This window comes from Acinetobacter sp. Lyrl_1 (assembly GCF_051948795.1).
Taxonomy (GTDB): domain Bacteria; phylum Pseudomonadota; class Gammaproteobacteria; order Pseudomonadales; family Moraxellaceae; genus Acinetobacter; species Acinetobacter towneri.
The window spans coordinates 1-13,543 of record NZ_JAYJLK010000032.1; the positions used below are offsets into that span (position 1 = coordinate 1).

The 13,543-nt window shown below is 40.8% G+C and carries 13 protein-coding genes; 8 read left to right on the plus strand and 5 right to left on the minus strand.

The window, feature by feature from the left end; genetic code table 11:
• Positions 1–72: 72 nt before the first annotated feature.
• Together VF675_RS10225 and VF675_RS10230 are read right to left on the minus strand one after the other, a co-directional pair.
• Positions 73–960 (minus strand): DMT family transporter, encoded by an 888-nt coding sequence (locus tag VF675_RS10225; RefSeq protein ID WP_096901623.1) that lies wholly within the window; start codon positions 958–960, stop codon positions 73–75.
• 188 nt (positions 961–1,148) lie between these two features.
• Positions 1,149–1,298, minus strand: coding sequence for a hypothetical protein (locus tag VF675_RS10230; protein WP_004973540.1), 150 nt, complete (start codon positions 1,296–1,298; stop codon positions 1,149–1,151).
• A gap of 207 nt (positions 1,299–1,505) precedes the next feature.
• Between VF675_RS10230 and VF675_RS10235 the strand changes: the two genes are divergently transcribed.
• On the plus strand, positions 1,506–2,930 hold the full coding sequence (locus VF675_RS10235) for a PLP-dependent aminotransferase family protein (RefSeq protein ID WP_440205177.1): 1,425 nt from the start codon (positions 1,506–1,508) through the stop codon (positions 2,928–2,930).
• A 76-nt stretch (positions 2,931–3,006) separates the two neighbouring features.
• Here VF675_RS10235 and VF675_RS10240 read toward each other — a convergent pair whose 3' ends face one another.
• The 3 genes from VF675_RS10240 to VF675_RS10250 all read right to left on the minus strand — a co-directional run bounded on the left by VF675_RS10240 (position 3,007) and on the right by VF675_RS10250 (position 7,051).
• On the minus strand, positions 3,007–4,365 hold the full coding sequence (locus tag VF675_RS10240; protein WP_440205178.1) for a DcaP family trimeric outer membrane transporter: 1,359 nt from the start codon (positions 4,363–4,365) through the stop codon (positions 3,007–3,009).
• Between the two features lie 108 nt (positions 4,366–4,473).
• Positions 4,474–5,847 carry an MFS transporter gene (locus tag VF675_RS10245; RefSeq protein ID WP_440205179.1) on the minus strand — a complete coding sequence of 458 codons (1,374 nt, stop codon included), beginning with the start codon at positions 5,845–5,847 and terminating at the stop codon, positions 4,474–4,476.
• Positions 5,848–6,136: 289 nt separating this feature from the next.
• Positions 6,137–7,051 (minus strand): LysR family transcriptional regulator, encoded by a 915-nt coding sequence (locus VF675_RS10250; protein ID WP_325781080.1) that lies wholly within the window; start codon positions 7,049–7,051, stop codon positions 6,137–6,139.
• Between the two features lie 116 nt (positions 7,052–7,167).
• On the opposite strand from VF675_RS10250, the gene VF675_RS10255 reads away from it, so the two are divergent.
• From VF675_RS10255 to benD, 7 genes are all read left to right on the plus strand, one after another.
• Positions 7,168–8,277: a muconate/chloromuconate family cycloisomerase gene (locus VF675_RS10255; protein ID WP_104851981.1), complete on the plus strand. Its 1,110-nt coding sequence runs from the start codon at positions 7,168–7,170 to the stop codon at positions 8,275–8,277.
• A 13-nt stretch (positions 8,278–8,290) separates the two neighbouring features.
• Entirely contained in the window at positions 8,291–8,581 is a 291-nt protein-coding gene (gene catC / locus VF675_RS10260; RefSeq protein WP_096901615.1) for a muconolactone Delta-isomerase, read from the plus strand.
• 146 nt (positions 8,582–8,727) lie between these two features.
• Entirely contained in the window at positions 8,728–9,648 is a 921-nt protein-coding gene (gene catA / locus VF675_RS10265; protein ID WP_131261935.1) for a catechol 1,2-dioxygenase, read from the plus strand.
• A gap of 73 nt (positions 9,649–9,721) precedes the next feature.
• Positions 9,722–11,110 carry a benzoate 1,2-dioxygenase large subunit gene (gene benA, locus VF675_RS10270; protein WP_179991575.1) on the plus strand — a complete coding sequence of 463 codons (1,389 nt, stop codon included), beginning with the start codon at positions 9,722–9,724 and terminating at the stop codon, positions 11,108–11,110.
• A complete protein-coding gene (benB, locus tag VF675_RS10275; protein WP_096901612.1) occupies positions 11,107–11,598 on the plus strand; it encodes a benzoate 1,2-dioxygenase small subunit in 492 nt (163 codons plus the stop codon). Before benA ends, benB begins: the two co-directional genes overlap by 4 nt.
• A 95-nt stretch (positions 11,599–11,693) precedes the next feature.
• Positions 11,694–12,710 (plus strand): benzoate 1,2-dioxygenase electron transfer component BenC, encoded by a 1,017-nt coding sequence (benC, locus tag VF675_RS10280; protein WP_180009199.1) that lies wholly within the window; start codon positions 11,694–11,696, stop codon positions 12,708–12,710.
• A 38-nt stretch (positions 12,711–12,748) separates the two neighbouring features.
• Positions 12,749–13,534 carry a benzoate diol dehydrogenase BenD gene (gene benD / locus VF675_RS10285; RefSeq protein ID WP_004973522.1) on the plus strand — a complete coding sequence of 262 codons (786 nt, stop codon included), beginning with the start codon at positions 12,749–12,751 and terminating at the stop codon, positions 13,532–13,534.
• Positions 13,535–13,543 lie beyond the last annotated feature (9 nt).

Here is a 13,543-nt window from a genome sequence, read left to right on the forward strand (position 1 = left end):
ATTTCTGAGATGCTCAAATGAAGTCAACGGATTTGACATAAGTTTGAAACTACATAGCTGTGAAATATAACACTATGCCCAAATGACCAACATTGCTGCAAGCACGACCAATCCCAATCCCCAATGATCGGTACGGGCAAGTTTTTCTTTAAAGAAATACGCTGAAATAAGTAAGCTGAATAATATTTCAATTTGTCCGAGTGTTTTCACAATCGCCACAGTTTGCATACTCATGGCACTAAACCAGCCCAGTGATGCTAAAAAACTGCAGACGCTCACTTTAAAAGTTAATCCAACCCGCTGCCACATGGCATATAAGGTATGTCGTTTAAATATACCTAAAAAAGCCAATAAGATAAAACATTGTAAGCCAATGACCCACACCAAAACCCATGCAGCACGGTGAATAAACGGTAAGAAATCGAGTTCTAGACTGGCTTCACGCACCAATAAAGAAGTCACCGCGAAGCTGAGTCCACTACCGATTCCAATGGCTAAAGTCGTGAATGAAAAATCACTGCGTTGATTGCCTTTACTGAGTAGAAATACCGCAATACCGCCTATCGCAACGCCGAACCAAGCCAATGCACTTAAATGTTCTTGTAAGAAAATCACGCCTACAATTGCGGCTAAAACTGCTTCACTTTTGGCAAGCCCGACACCTACTGCGTAATTTTTTTGTTGAAACAGTTTTACCATTAAAGCCGTGGCTAAAATCTGACACACTGCTGCAATAATGATATACAGCCAAAACACCGAACTAAAATGTAGTTTGGCTTGAACAGGCTGCTGCCATTGTAAAATGCTTAAATACGCCAATGCAAAAGGCAAGGCAAAAATAAAACGTGCCAAAGTCACGCCATAAACATCTACACTTGTGCTGAGTTGTTTTTGAAAGGCATTGCGCCATGCCTGCATAAATGCAGCCATTAAGGTAAAGAGCACCCAACTCGAAATCATTGCAACCACAAATGCTTTACTGATAAAGTTATAATTTACGCCTATTCCGTTATTTTTGCGATCTTTATTGCTTTTGAGTTATGCGCTTACGATCTCTTTTATAAACAAAAAAAAACATTCATTAAAATTCAAATGAATGTTTTTCATATCTTGAAGCGATTATAGGTGTGCTGTTATTCAAAAACTGTTTAGAACTTATCTAAATTCACCACAACAGCCACGCCGATACAAAATAAAGCTACATACACGGTAAACCAAATAATCATGTGCTTAAATGCTTTGTCTGAAATACTGCTATCGGCATATTTCTGTGGTTTGCGTGAGTTATCTTCTTGCATATCGACTCCAATCTAGCCAGATTATGGGGATATACAGATTATGTAAAATTCTAAAGCATTGCTGTAGATACAAAATATTCATTAAAAACTATAACAGTTGATTTTAGATACATGCCAATCTGTTATAAAAACAGAAATTATTTAATGTTTTAAACCTAAAAATAGATCAAAATAAGTAACAGCTGCAAAAAATGCTTGAGTCATACCATGTATAAATCTGAACAATTGGCGTTGAACATTCGGCAACTCATTGAAAATGGTGCATGGAAAGCACATAGCAAGTTACCTTCGTTAAGAGAACAATCACAAATCAGTGGTTATAGCTTAATGACCGTGCTAAACGCTTATCAAGAACTTGAAGCTCAGGGATTGGTTTACGCTAAACAAAAGTCGGGGTTTTATGTCGCAGAACGTCTCAATCAAACTGAACGACCTGTACCAAGCAGTTTGAGTTTAAATGCACATATTCAAATGAACTCTTTGGTCTTTGGCTATTTAAAATCAATTCAGTCTGCAGATGTCAGTCCTTTAGGCTCTGCCTTTCCCAATGCAGAATTACTGTTTAACCCAAAGTTAATGCAAATTTTAGCGCAGCACGCCAAGCGAAAAAGCAGTTATTTTAGCCACGACCACATGCCACCGGGCAATTATGAATTAAGAACCATAATTGCAAATCGCTACTGTTTACAAGGCATACCCACCCATGCAAATGACATTGTCATTACATCTGGCGCATTAGATGCGCTCAATTTGTCATTACAAGCTTTGACCAAACCTGGAGATTTTATTCTATTACAAGAAACTATTTTTTATGGTGCATGGCAAGCGGCTGAACGTCTTGGTTTACAGGTGATTACCATTCCAGAACACCCTGTTTCAGGTTTCGATTTAGACTCATTTGAACAAGCCTTAAAACAATACCCAATTAAAGTCTGCTGGTTGATGTTGAATATTCATAACCCTATTGGCTTTAGTGTCAGAGATGAAATTAAGCAACGTATTGCGAGTTTGCTTGAAGAATATCAAGTGTATTTAATTGAAGATGATGTCTATCAAGAATTGTATTACGGTACGCAAAAACCACTGCCCATGAAGTATTTTGACCGACAACAACGCGTACTGCATTGCGCTTCTTTTTCTAAAACTTTGGGTTCTGCTGTGCGGGTCGGTTGGGTTTATGCAGGTCAATTTTCCAATGCTATTCAGCATTTGCAACTCATGAGCACGGTTTCTGCAAGTCCCTTACTGCAAAATACTTTGGTGGATTTTCTTTCGCATCATCATTATGAAAAACATTTGCGTCAATTACGCAAACAATTGGAAAAACATAAAAAAGTGTTTTATCAGCAATTGAAACAGCGCTTAAACCCAGCTTGTAAAATTCACTACTATTCTAGTGGTTACTTTTTATGGATTGAACTGCCTGCATATATAGATGGCTATACGATTTATCAGCAATTGATTCAAAATAAGATTGGCATTGCGCCAAGTCAGTTATTCCGTTCTGAACAGGTCAGCCAGAACTTTATTCGTTTAAACTGCTCTTTTGCTTGGAACAGTGATATTGCTGCTGCATTGGATGTTTTGTCTGAGGTGATACAACAGCACATCACGCAATATACTCATGCCTAATTGCCAAGCCGATCACCCGACAATAAAAAAAGAGCTGAGTTTTTGGCTCAGCTCTTTTGTGGTTTACAGTACAATTTTAGAAGTTATAAATTGCGACTGCATTGATTCGGTTATCTTCACCTGTTTTGCTGCCATTTGCTGCTTCACCAAATGCTTCACGCTCACCATAAACATATTCTAAACCAAAGCTTAACGGTTTACGTGGGCTATAGAATACGTTTGCCCAAGCTTGCCATAAGTCTTTGTTAATCGTGGTTGTGTCTTTCGTTGCTGCAATGTAGTTAGGGTCTTTGTCAAAACTCATATAACCATAACCCAAAGTGCCATGCACTTTGTCACCAAACTTTTGTGTAATACCGACCATAATTGAATCGAATTCACTTTGCGCTGCGATAGCACTCGTTGCAGTAATCGCACCTTTGTCATCAAGGTTAGTAACAGCAACACCTTTGTTGGTAAATGATACAAAGCTGCTATCACCTTTTACATGGTAATAATCGGCTTTTAAAGTCGTGCCCGGTACAACATCGTATTTAGCACCTACACCGACACCCCATGCCATTTCTTCATCAGAATTGACACGTTTTTCATGTCCCATCGCACGTACGCTGACATTTAAATTATCTGCAAATTGATGATTTAAACGCGCAGTTAATGCAGGTAAACGCTGGCTGATTGAACTGTCTTTAGGGTCTTCAGCTGCAACCACCAAATTGGTTTGTGGGCTAAACTTTGTTGTATAGCGTACTTGTGGTGTACGTTTCACCGCACCACCAACATACGCCAAAGCATCAATGGTTTCTGGCATATAGTCTGGAATTGCAAAGTTTGACCAAGTTTGACCAATCAACCAATTCCCATAGTTCAAATAAGCATGGCGAATACGTAAGTTATCAAGGTTTGCTCCACCTAAGAAGTCAACTTCAAGTTTACCTTTTACGTCTTGTTCACCCACAGGGCTTTTAAAATCTAAACCTAAACGGGTTGCAGAAAGTGTTGATCTTAAACGATCACTTTGTTCTTTATTGCCTTCAAGTGGTACACCGTTAATTTGGTTATACGGCATATCTTTAGCGCCACCTTCTACCTGATAAGAAGCATCTAAACGCACATTACCATATAGATTAAATTCGGCACCTTTGGCAGTTTTTAACACAGGATTAGCAACTGGCGCTGCTGCAGTACGTTGCACATTGGCAATTGCTGTTGCAGTTTGTGCATTTTGTACTTTTTGCTGCTCAATCAAACCACGTAAAGCCTGAACTTCTTGTCTAAGTTGTTCAATTTCTTTTTGCTGTTGAGTTTGCGCTTGTGCTGCAACACTCATACCGCCCATGCTCAATGCAATCATGCTCATCATGAGCGTACGCTGCATTGTTGGTCGAACCGTTGTAGATTGAAAATGTGTAGATTGGGTTAATATTTTCGCGTTCATCCTAAACTCGCTTGTTATTGTGCCATCAAATTCTAGCAACAGATCACCATCTCTTACGATGGCGATCTATATCATTGATGACTGTAGATTAATGGAAAGGTAAAGAAATTATTGGGTTGCTTTTTGTGCGACTGGATTGCTTTCTACAGTAGGCTCCGCAGCGGCTTTAGCTTCTACAGACGTTTTTAAATTCACCATGAAGATTGCTAAGGCAGCAATTACACCTGGAATCGCAATAGCAAAGAAGTTCATTTGGTGCGGTAAATTCATGGTTAATAGTGCACCTGTGAGTACTGGCCCAACGATTGCACCGATGCGACCAATACCTGATGCCCAGCCCATACCTGTAGAACGTACAGTAGATGGGTAATATTGTGCGACGAAAGTATAAAGTAAGATTTGTGAACCAATGGTTGCTGCCCCAGCAACTGCAATTAAGGTGTACAACACAATTTGTGGACTGTTAAAGCCAAGCAGAATTAATGCTGCTGCACCACAGATAAACATAATGGTGAGTACTTTTTTGATATGGAAGCGGTCAGCCAATGCACCACCACCAATTGCGCCAATCATGCCACCAATATTCAGTGCGAATAGGAAGATCATACTTGCACCAAGTGAGTAACCTGCTTGGATCATCAATTTTGGTAACCAGCTGCCCAATGCATATACCATCAATAGGCACATGAAGAATGCAACCCAGAACATGAAGGTACTGAAAGTACGACCTTGTTGGAACAATGCTTTTACAGGAGCTTCGTCACCTTTGATCACTTCGTTCAATACGAATTCAGTGTCACCATTCAATTGTTGTGTAGGTGAAATCTTTTGTACGATGTTACGGGTTTGCTCTAATTCTTTCTTGTTGGTCAAATACATGAGTGACTCAGGCAAGAATTTCCAAATCAGTGGCAAAGCTACCAATGGAATAATCGCGATGTAGAACATGATTTTCCAGCCAAATTGCGGCACTAACCATGCGCCCAATAATGCTGATGTCATACCGCCAATGGCATAACCACTGAACATAAGTGCAACTAAAGTACTGCGAATACGCTTTGGCGCATATTCAGTCATTAATGCCACTACGTTTGGCATTACACCGCCAATACCTAAGCCTGCAAGGAAACGTAAAATACCAAATTCAACAGGGTTAGTCGCAAATGCGCCAAGGAAGGTAAAGCCACTAAAAATAGCCACACAGATCATAATGGTTTTTTTACGACCCAACTTGTCCGATAACGTACCGAAGGTCATGGCACCAAACATCATGCCAAACAATGCCGTACTGGCCAGTAAACCTGCTTGTACCGCACTGAGCGCCCACTCTTGCATAAGTAATGGTAATGCAACCCCATAAATGACCAAATCGTAACCGTCAAAAATAATGATCATCAAACACCAAAACAATACGCCCCAATGGAATGGCGTGAACTTGGCGTCGTCAATCAAGGTATTAATATTAATTTTATTGCTTTGCATCTTGCTTCACCTCCTAATTGTGAAGTCCGTTACTCCAACTCAGATGCACACAATGAATAATAAGTTAAAATTTGTCCAAAACTGAATAGGCATGGATACATACCTAAAAAGTCTATAGTTTTGTAATATATTGATTTTAATATAGATAAAAATAATAAGGCGAAAAAAATACTGTGATGTGATGCTTAAAAAAGATTTTTCAGGCAATTCACATAACAGTATTTTTTTAAAAATATCTGTGCTTTTATATAAGAAATATTATTATAAATATTTGTTTTATATCGTTTTACTAGAATACATTACGATCATAAGTGACTGCTTCTAAATCATAAACTTGATAAATACAGTCAAACAAAGATCGAATGTCTTCACTTTCATCCATATTACGAATTGCCATAAATACAGGACTTACAGCCGAGTCATCTAATAAAGGTATAAAGTGCAAATGTGCCAAATGAATATTTTGTGCGCTTTCTGGCACGATACACACGCCCTCACCTGCAGCGACAAAACCCAATGCTAATTGTAATTCACGCACTTCACGAATTTTTCGAGGCTCTAAACCATACTCAGAAAACACGCCACGAATTTGGGTAGAGAAGTTTGGTTTATTGTGGTTTGGATATAAAAATAGTTGTTGATCAACAACATCCGCCAAATATACACCTTCTTTTTGTGCCGAAAATGGGTGGCTAGAATGCACTGCAACCATCAAGCGTTCTTCACGTAATAAGATACGTTTTACTGCAGGATCAGAAATTCTTAAACGTCCAAACCCAACATCTATACGCCCTTCTTTCAGTGCCTGAATTTGGTCATTGGTGGTCATTTCCACCATTTCTATTTTTAAATGCGGATGCTGCTGTTTAAACAAATATACAATTCTTGACAATAATCCGAACAATAAAGAACCAACGAAGCCTATAGTAACAGTACGATCAGCAATACCGACTCGTTTTGTCATCGACTTGATTTCTTCCGCATTAGACAAAAGTTTAACGGCATGTTGGTAAAAGAATTGGCCTGCTTCGGTGGTCTTAAGCGGTCTACTTCCACGCTCAAACAGTTGAATTCCAAGCTCTTGTTCTAAATTTTGGATCTGTCTGCTCAAAGGTGGTTGAGCAATAAAGAGTTTTTCTGCTGCCTTGGTGAAACTTTGCTCTTCTACAACAGCAACAAAATAACGTAAATGTCTGAGTTCCATAGCTCAAAATACCTTTTAAGTATAAAAAAATGCAAATTTGATCTTCGACCAATGCAATTTATTCTTTTAAGGTATATCACATAACTGTAATAAAGCAATGATATGAAGGGCAAACCATGTATAAGTCAGTAGAAACTTTGCTGGTGGAAATACCAACCATCCGTCCACACAAGATGGCGGTTGCAACCATGCAAACCCAAACCCTTGTATTAGTCAAAATCACCACTGAAGATGGTTTTGTTGGCTGGGGCGAAGCAACCACGATTGGCGGCTTGGGCTATGGTGAAGAAAGCCCAGAAAGCGTAAAAACTAATATCGAAACATATTTCGCACCATTGCTAAAAACTTTAGCTGGCTTGAATGTTGCACAAACTTTACAGGTCATTAAAAAGAATATCAATGGCAACCGTTTTGCGAAATGTGCCATTCAAACTGCTTTATTAGATATTCAAGCGCAGCGCTTAAACCAACCTTTAAGTGAAATTTTAGGTGGTCGCCTACGCAACTCGGTTCCTGTGTTATGGGTACTTGCATCTGGCGATACAGAAAAAGACATCGCTGAAGCACAAAAAATGATTGCAGCTAAACGTCACAACACGTTCAAGCTCAAAATCGGTTCACGCCCAGTAGAACAAGATGTAGAACACGTATTGGCAATCAAACAAGCATTGGGTAAAGACGTTTCTATTCGTGTAGACGTAAACCGTGCTTGGTCAGAACTTGAAGCAATTAAAGGCATCCAGCTTTTACAAGATGGCGGTGTCGACTTAATTGAACAACCATGCGCAATTGACAACATTGATGCCATGGAGCGTTTAACACGCAAATTTGATATTGCCATCATGGCAGATGAATCGTTGATGGGCCCACAAAGTGCTTATCAATTGGCAAAACGTAATGCTGCATCTGTATTTGCAGTCAAAGTTGCTCAATCTGCTGGCCTAATCGAAGGTTGTGAAGTTGCAACTATCGCACAGTTGGCAGGTATCGACCTATATGGCGGCACAATGCTTGAAGGCCCTGTCGGCACGATTGCATCTGCGCATGTGTTCTCGACCTTCCAAAATTTAGCGTATGGCACAGAATTATTTGGTCCGTTATTGCTGACCGAAGAAATTTTAAAAACTCCACTTCAGTACCAAGACTTTGAATTACACCTTCCAACAGGTGCGGGTTTAGGCATTGAGTTGGATGAAGACAAAATTGACAACTTGCGTCGTCAGTAATTAGGAGAAACCCATGCTTTTCCACGTACGTATGGATGTAAACATTCCATTGGATATGCCAGCTGAAACAGCCAACGAAATCAAAGCCGTTGAAAAAGCCTATTCACAGGAATTACAGCGTCAAGGTAAATGGCGTCATATTTGGCGTATTACTGGCCAGTATTCAAACATCAGTATTTTTGATGTTGAGAGCAATGAAGAACTTCACAACATTTTGCAAGGTCTTCCGCTTTACCCTTACATGAATATTGAAGTAATGGCATTGAACCGCCACCCTTCATCAATTCGTGAAGATGACACCTGATTCAACTCGGAAACTGGAGTAAGCACCTTACTCCAGCTCCAAAATACACATTTAGCAAACCAAGTAAACAAGGAAAGTGGCAGCCAATTATCTCGTTTTAGTCCAGAGATATTCGCCACCGAAGCACACCTCCAAGGAGAATGAAAATGGATCGTCAAACCATTGAAAATGTAGTTAAAGCTTGTAACGTGGACACTTCTGAAGGTCCAGTAAATGCACGCGTACAACAAGTACTTGTTCGTTTAGTTACAGACTTATTCCAAGCGATTGAAGACTTAGACTTAAGCCAATCAGAAGTTTGGAAAGGTATCGAAACTATTATTGACATCGCAAAAGCTGATGAATTTGCATTAATGGGTTCTGCAGTAGGTCTTGAGCACTTCCTAGACTTACGTGCTGACGAAGCTGATGCGAAAGCAGGTTTAACTGGTGGTACGCCACGTACAATTGAAGGTCCATTGTATGTTGCTGGTGCGCCTGAATCTACTGGTTTTGCTCGTATGGACGATGGTTCTGAAGAAGGCAAAATCCCAACTTTAATCATTGACGGTACAGTAACTGACACTGACGGCAACATCATTCCTGGTGCTAAAGTTGAAGTATGGCATGCAAACAGCCACGGTAACTATTCATTCTTTGATAAGTCACAAAGCCACTTCAACCTACGTCGCTCAATCTTAGCTGATGAAAAAGGTCAATATGTTGCTCAAACAACTATGCCTGTAGGTTATGGCTTAAACCCTGAAGGTCCACTTCAAGGTGTATTGAACCAAATCTCTCGTCACGGTCAACGTCCAGCACACGTGCACTACTTCATCTCTGCACCTGGCTACCGTAAGCTTACGACTCAGTTCAACATCGAAGGTGATAAATACCTTTGGGACGACTTCGCATTCGGTACTCGTGAAGGTCTAGTTGCTGAAGCTGTAGACGTAACTGACGAAGCTGAAATCGCACGTCGTGGTTTGAAAGGTCCTTTCAAATACATCCAATTCAACGTTGTTCTTCAGAAAGATAAAGAAGGCGCTCCTTCTACTGAAGTTGAACGTCGCCGCGCAAGCGCATAATTTGAATGGAATCGGGATGCAATCATTAGATTCATCCCGATGACTGCCCTCCTTGGAAAGTCGGAGAAAGGACATGCCTCGTATTCCTGTTATCAATACTAGCCACTTAGACCGTATTGACGAATTATTGGTTGATGATTTTGAATCTGGTGAATTTAAATTACACCGTTCAGTATTCACAGACCAAGCCCTGTTTGACCTAGAAATGAAATACATTTTTGAAGGCAACTGGGTTTATTTGGCACATGAAAGCCAAATTCCAAACAACAATGACTACTACACCACTTACATTGGTCGTCAGCCAATCATCATTGCGCGTAACCGCAATGGCGAATTGAATGCCATGATCAACTCGTGTTCACACCGTGGTGCACAATTATGTCGTTACAAGCGTGGTAACAAAGCAACTTATACTTGCCCATTCCACGGTTGGACTTTCAACAACTCTGGTAAGTTGTTAAAAGTAAAAGACCCAGCAGATGCAGGTTATTCAGATTGCTTTAACAAAGACGGTTCACACGACTTGAAAAAAGTTGCCCGCTTTGAAAGCTATAAAGGTTTCTTGTTTGGTAGCTTAAACCCAGATGTTCCTTCTTTAGAAGAATACCTAGGCGAAGCGACTAAAATCATTGACATGATTGTGGGTCAATCTCAACAAGGTCTTGAAGTTTTACGTGGTTCTTCGACTTACACCTATGAAGGTAACTGGAAGTTAACTGCTGAAAACGGTGCCGATGGTTACCACGTGTCTGCAGTACACTGGAACTACGCTGCAACAACTCAGCAACGTAAAGAAAAAGAAGCTGGCGATAACATCCGTGCAATGAGCGCAGGTTCATGGGGCAAACAAGGCGGTGGTTCTTACGGCTTTGAAAATGGTCACATGCTGCTTTGGACTCAATGGGCTAACCCAGAAGACCGTCCTAACTTTGCCAAGAAAGATGAATACACCGAGCAATACGGTGAAGCAATGGCGAAATGGATGATCGAACGTTCACGTAACTTGTGTATCTATCCAAACGTGTACTTCATGGATCAGTTCGGTTCACAAATTCGTGTGTTACGTCCTCTTTCTGTCGATAAGACTGAAGTGACGATTTACTGTATCGCACCTGTAGGTGAAGAGCCAGAAGCACGCGCACGCCGTATTCGTCAGTACGAAGACTTCTTTAACGCATCAGGTATGGCTACACCAGACGATCTTGAAGAATTCCGTGCATGTCAAGTTGGCTACGCAGGTATCGCACTTGAGTGGAACGATATGTGCCGTGGTTCTAAGCATTGGATCCAAGGTCCAGACGATGCTGCAAACGAAATCGGTTTAAAACCAAAACTTTCAGGTATTAAAACTGAAGACGAAGGTTTATATCTTTCTCAGCACCAACATTGGTTAGATCTAATCAAAAAAGGTATTGCGACTGAAAAAGAAATTGCTGCATCTACTGAAGGAGAAAACGCATGAGCGCGATTACTTTAGAAAATATTGCTCAATTCCTTTATCAAGAAGCTCGCTTCTTAGATGATGAGCAATGGGATGAGTGGTTACAGTGCTACGCTCCTACTGCTTCTTTCTGGATGCCAGCTTGGGATGACGATGACCGTTTAACTCAAGATCCACAGTCTGAAATCTCTTTGATTTACTATCCAGACCGTCAAGGTTTAGAAGACCGTGTGTTCCGTATCAAAACTGAGCGTTCATCTGCAACCATGCCAGATACACGCACAAGCCACAACATCAGCAACATTGAAATTGTTGAACGTGATGGCGATAAAGTCACTGTACGTTTTAACTGGAACACTTTAAGTTTCCGTTACAAAACTAACTACAGCTACTTTGGTATGTCGCGCTATGAAATTGATTTTTCTGGCGACAAACCGCAAATTTTAAGCAAGTACGTGGTGCTGAAAAACGATTACATCAACCAAGTAATCGATATCTACCACCTCTAAGACTGTATTCATTTACAGCAAGGTAAAAACCTTTCAGCCAGATGGAATCTTGGCTGAAAGGTCTAGTTTCAAAGATTTATATAGGATATTCAGCCATGTCAAACCACAATGTTGCACTTCAATTTGAAGATGGCGTTACACGTTTTATTTCTGTTACAGATGGTGAAACACTGTCAGACGCAGCTTACCGTCAAAAGATCAATATTCCTTTGGACTGCCGTGACGGTGCATGTGGAACGTGCCGTGCGTTTTGTGAATCAGGTTCGTATGACATGCCTGAAGAAACTTATATTGAAGATGCATTGACACCAGAAGAAGCTGAACAAGGCTACATTCTTGCATGCCAATGTAAACCAACTTCTGACGCAGTATTCCAAATTCAAGCAACTTCTGATGTATGTAAAACTGAAATTCATGCATTTGAAGGTACTTTGGCTCGTGTAGAAAACTTATCTGACTCGACCATTACTTTTGACATTCAGTTAGATGAAGGTCAACCAGACATTCACTTCCTTGCAGGTCAATACGTGAATGTGGGTATTCCTGGTACAACAGAAACCCGTTCTTATTCATTCAGCTCTAAACCAGGCAACCGCTTAACGAGCTTTGTTGTACGTAACGTACCAAACGGCAAAATGAGCGAATTCTTAAGCCAAAATGCCAAAGCGGGCGACAAAATGACCTTCACCGGTCCATTTGGTAGCTTCTACTTACGTAACGTTGCTCGTCCAGTAGTGATGTTAGCAGGCGGTACAGGTATTGCACCATTCATGTCTATGCTGCAAGTGCTTGAAGAAAAAGGTTCAGAACATCCAATACGTTTAGTATTTGGTGTAACCAATGATTTTGACTTGGTTGCAATTGAAAAATTAAACGAACTTCAAGACAAATTCTCTTGGTTCGAATATCGCACTGTAGTCGCTAACCCAGAATCTGCACATGAGCGTAAGGGTTATGTTACAGGTCATATCGAAAACGAATGGCTTAACGGTGGTGATGTAGACATCTACTTATGTGGTCCAGTACCAATGGTAGAAGCGGTACGCGGTTGGTTAGATGCTGAAGGCGTTAAACCTGCTAGCTTCTTATTTGAAAAATTCTCTGCCAACTAAGTTTGTTAGACATTCAATAAACGCAGTCGGAGAATAAAATGAATCGCACAAAAAGATTTGAAAACAAAGTTGTAATCGTGACTGGTGCCGCTCAAGGCATTGGTCGCGGTGTGGCTTTACAAGTGGCGAGTGAAGGTGCCCAAGTGGTTATGGCAGACCTTTCTCCCTATGTAGAAGAAGTGTTGGCCGAAATTGAAGAACACGGTGGCGATGCAGTAACCGTAAAAGCCAACCTTGAAACTTTTGCAGGTGCAGAATCTGTGGTTGCTAAAGCACTTGAAACCTATGGTCGTGTTGATGTGCTCATCAACAACGTAGGCGGTGCAATTTGGATGAAACCTTTTGAAGAATTTTCTGAAGAAGAAATTATCAAAGAAGTGAATCGTTCATTGTTCCCTACTATGTGGTGCTGCCGCGCAGTATTGCCTGAAATGGTGAAAAACCAGAAAGGTACCATTGTAAACGTATCTTCAATTGCAACACGTGGTATTAACCGCGTGCCATATTCGGCGTCTAAAGGTGGTGTAAACGGTTTAACCGCTTCCCTCGCCTTTGAACATGCCAAAGATGGTATTCGTGTGAATGCTATTGCAACTGGCGGTACAGAAGCGCCACCACGTAAAGTGCCACGTAATGCCAACCCACTTTCAGAATCTGAAAAAGAGTGGATGCAACAAGTGGTCGATCAAACCATTGATCGTACCTTCTTGGGTCGCTATGGCACCATTCAGGAACAAGTGAATGCGATTCTGTTCCTTGCTTCTGATGAGTCATCGTACATGACAGGTACCGTTGTACCTGTAGGTGGTGGTGATCAGGGCTAAGCCAAGATC

Excerpts from the sequence above, each read along its gene's own strand:
- benB (WP_096901612.1), top strand. The coding sequence starts at position 11,107 with ATGAGCGCGATTACTTTAGAAAATATTGCTCAATTCCTTTATCAAGAA.
- benD (WP_004973522.1), top strand. The coding sequence starts at position 12,749 with ATGAATCGCACAAAAAGATTTGAAAACAAAGTTGTAATCGTGACTGGT.
- benA (WP_179991575.1), top strand. The coding sequence starts at position 9,722 with ATGCCTCGTATTCCTGTTATCAATACTAGCCACTTAGACCGTATTGAC.
- VF675_RS10230 (WP_004973540.1), bottom strand. The coding sequence starts at position 1,298 with ATGCAAGAAGATAACTCACGCAAACCACAGAAATATGCCGATAGCAGT.
- benC (WP_180009199.1), top strand. The coding sequence starts at position 11,694 with ATGTCAAACCACAATGTTGCACTTCAATTTGAAGATGGCGTTACACGT.
- VF675_RS10250 (WP_325781080.1), bottom strand. The coding sequence starts at position 7,051 with ATGGAACTCAGACATTTACGTTATTTTGTTGCTGTTGTAGAAGAGCAA.
- VF675_RS10240 (WP_440205178.1), bottom strand. The coding sequence starts at position 4,365 with ATGAACGCGAAAATATTAACCCAATCTACACATTTTCAATCTACAACG.
- VF675_RS10235 (WP_440205177.1), top strand. The coding sequence starts at position 1,506 with ATGTATAAATCTGAACAATTGGCGTTGAACATTCGGCAACTCATTGAA.
- catC (WP_096901615.1), top strand. The coding sequence starts at position 8,291 with ATGCTTTTCCACGTACGTATGGATGTAAACATTCCATTGGATATGCCA.
- VF675_RS10225 (WP_096901623.1), bottom strand. The coding sequence starts at position 960 with ATGATTTCGAGTTGGGTGCTCTTTACCTTAATGGCTGCATTTATGCAG.
- VF675_RS10255 (WP_104851981.1), top strand. The coding sequence starts at position 7,168 with ATGTATAAGTCAGTAGAAACTTTGCTGGTGGAAATACCAACCATCCGT.
- catA (WP_131261935.1), top strand. The coding sequence starts at position 8,728 with ATGGATCGTCAAACCATTGAAAATGTAGTTAAAGCTTGTAACGTGGAC.
- VF675_RS10245 (WP_440205179.1), bottom strand. The coding sequence starts at position 5,847 with ATGCAAAGCAATAAAATTAATATTAATACCTTGATTGACGACGCCAAG.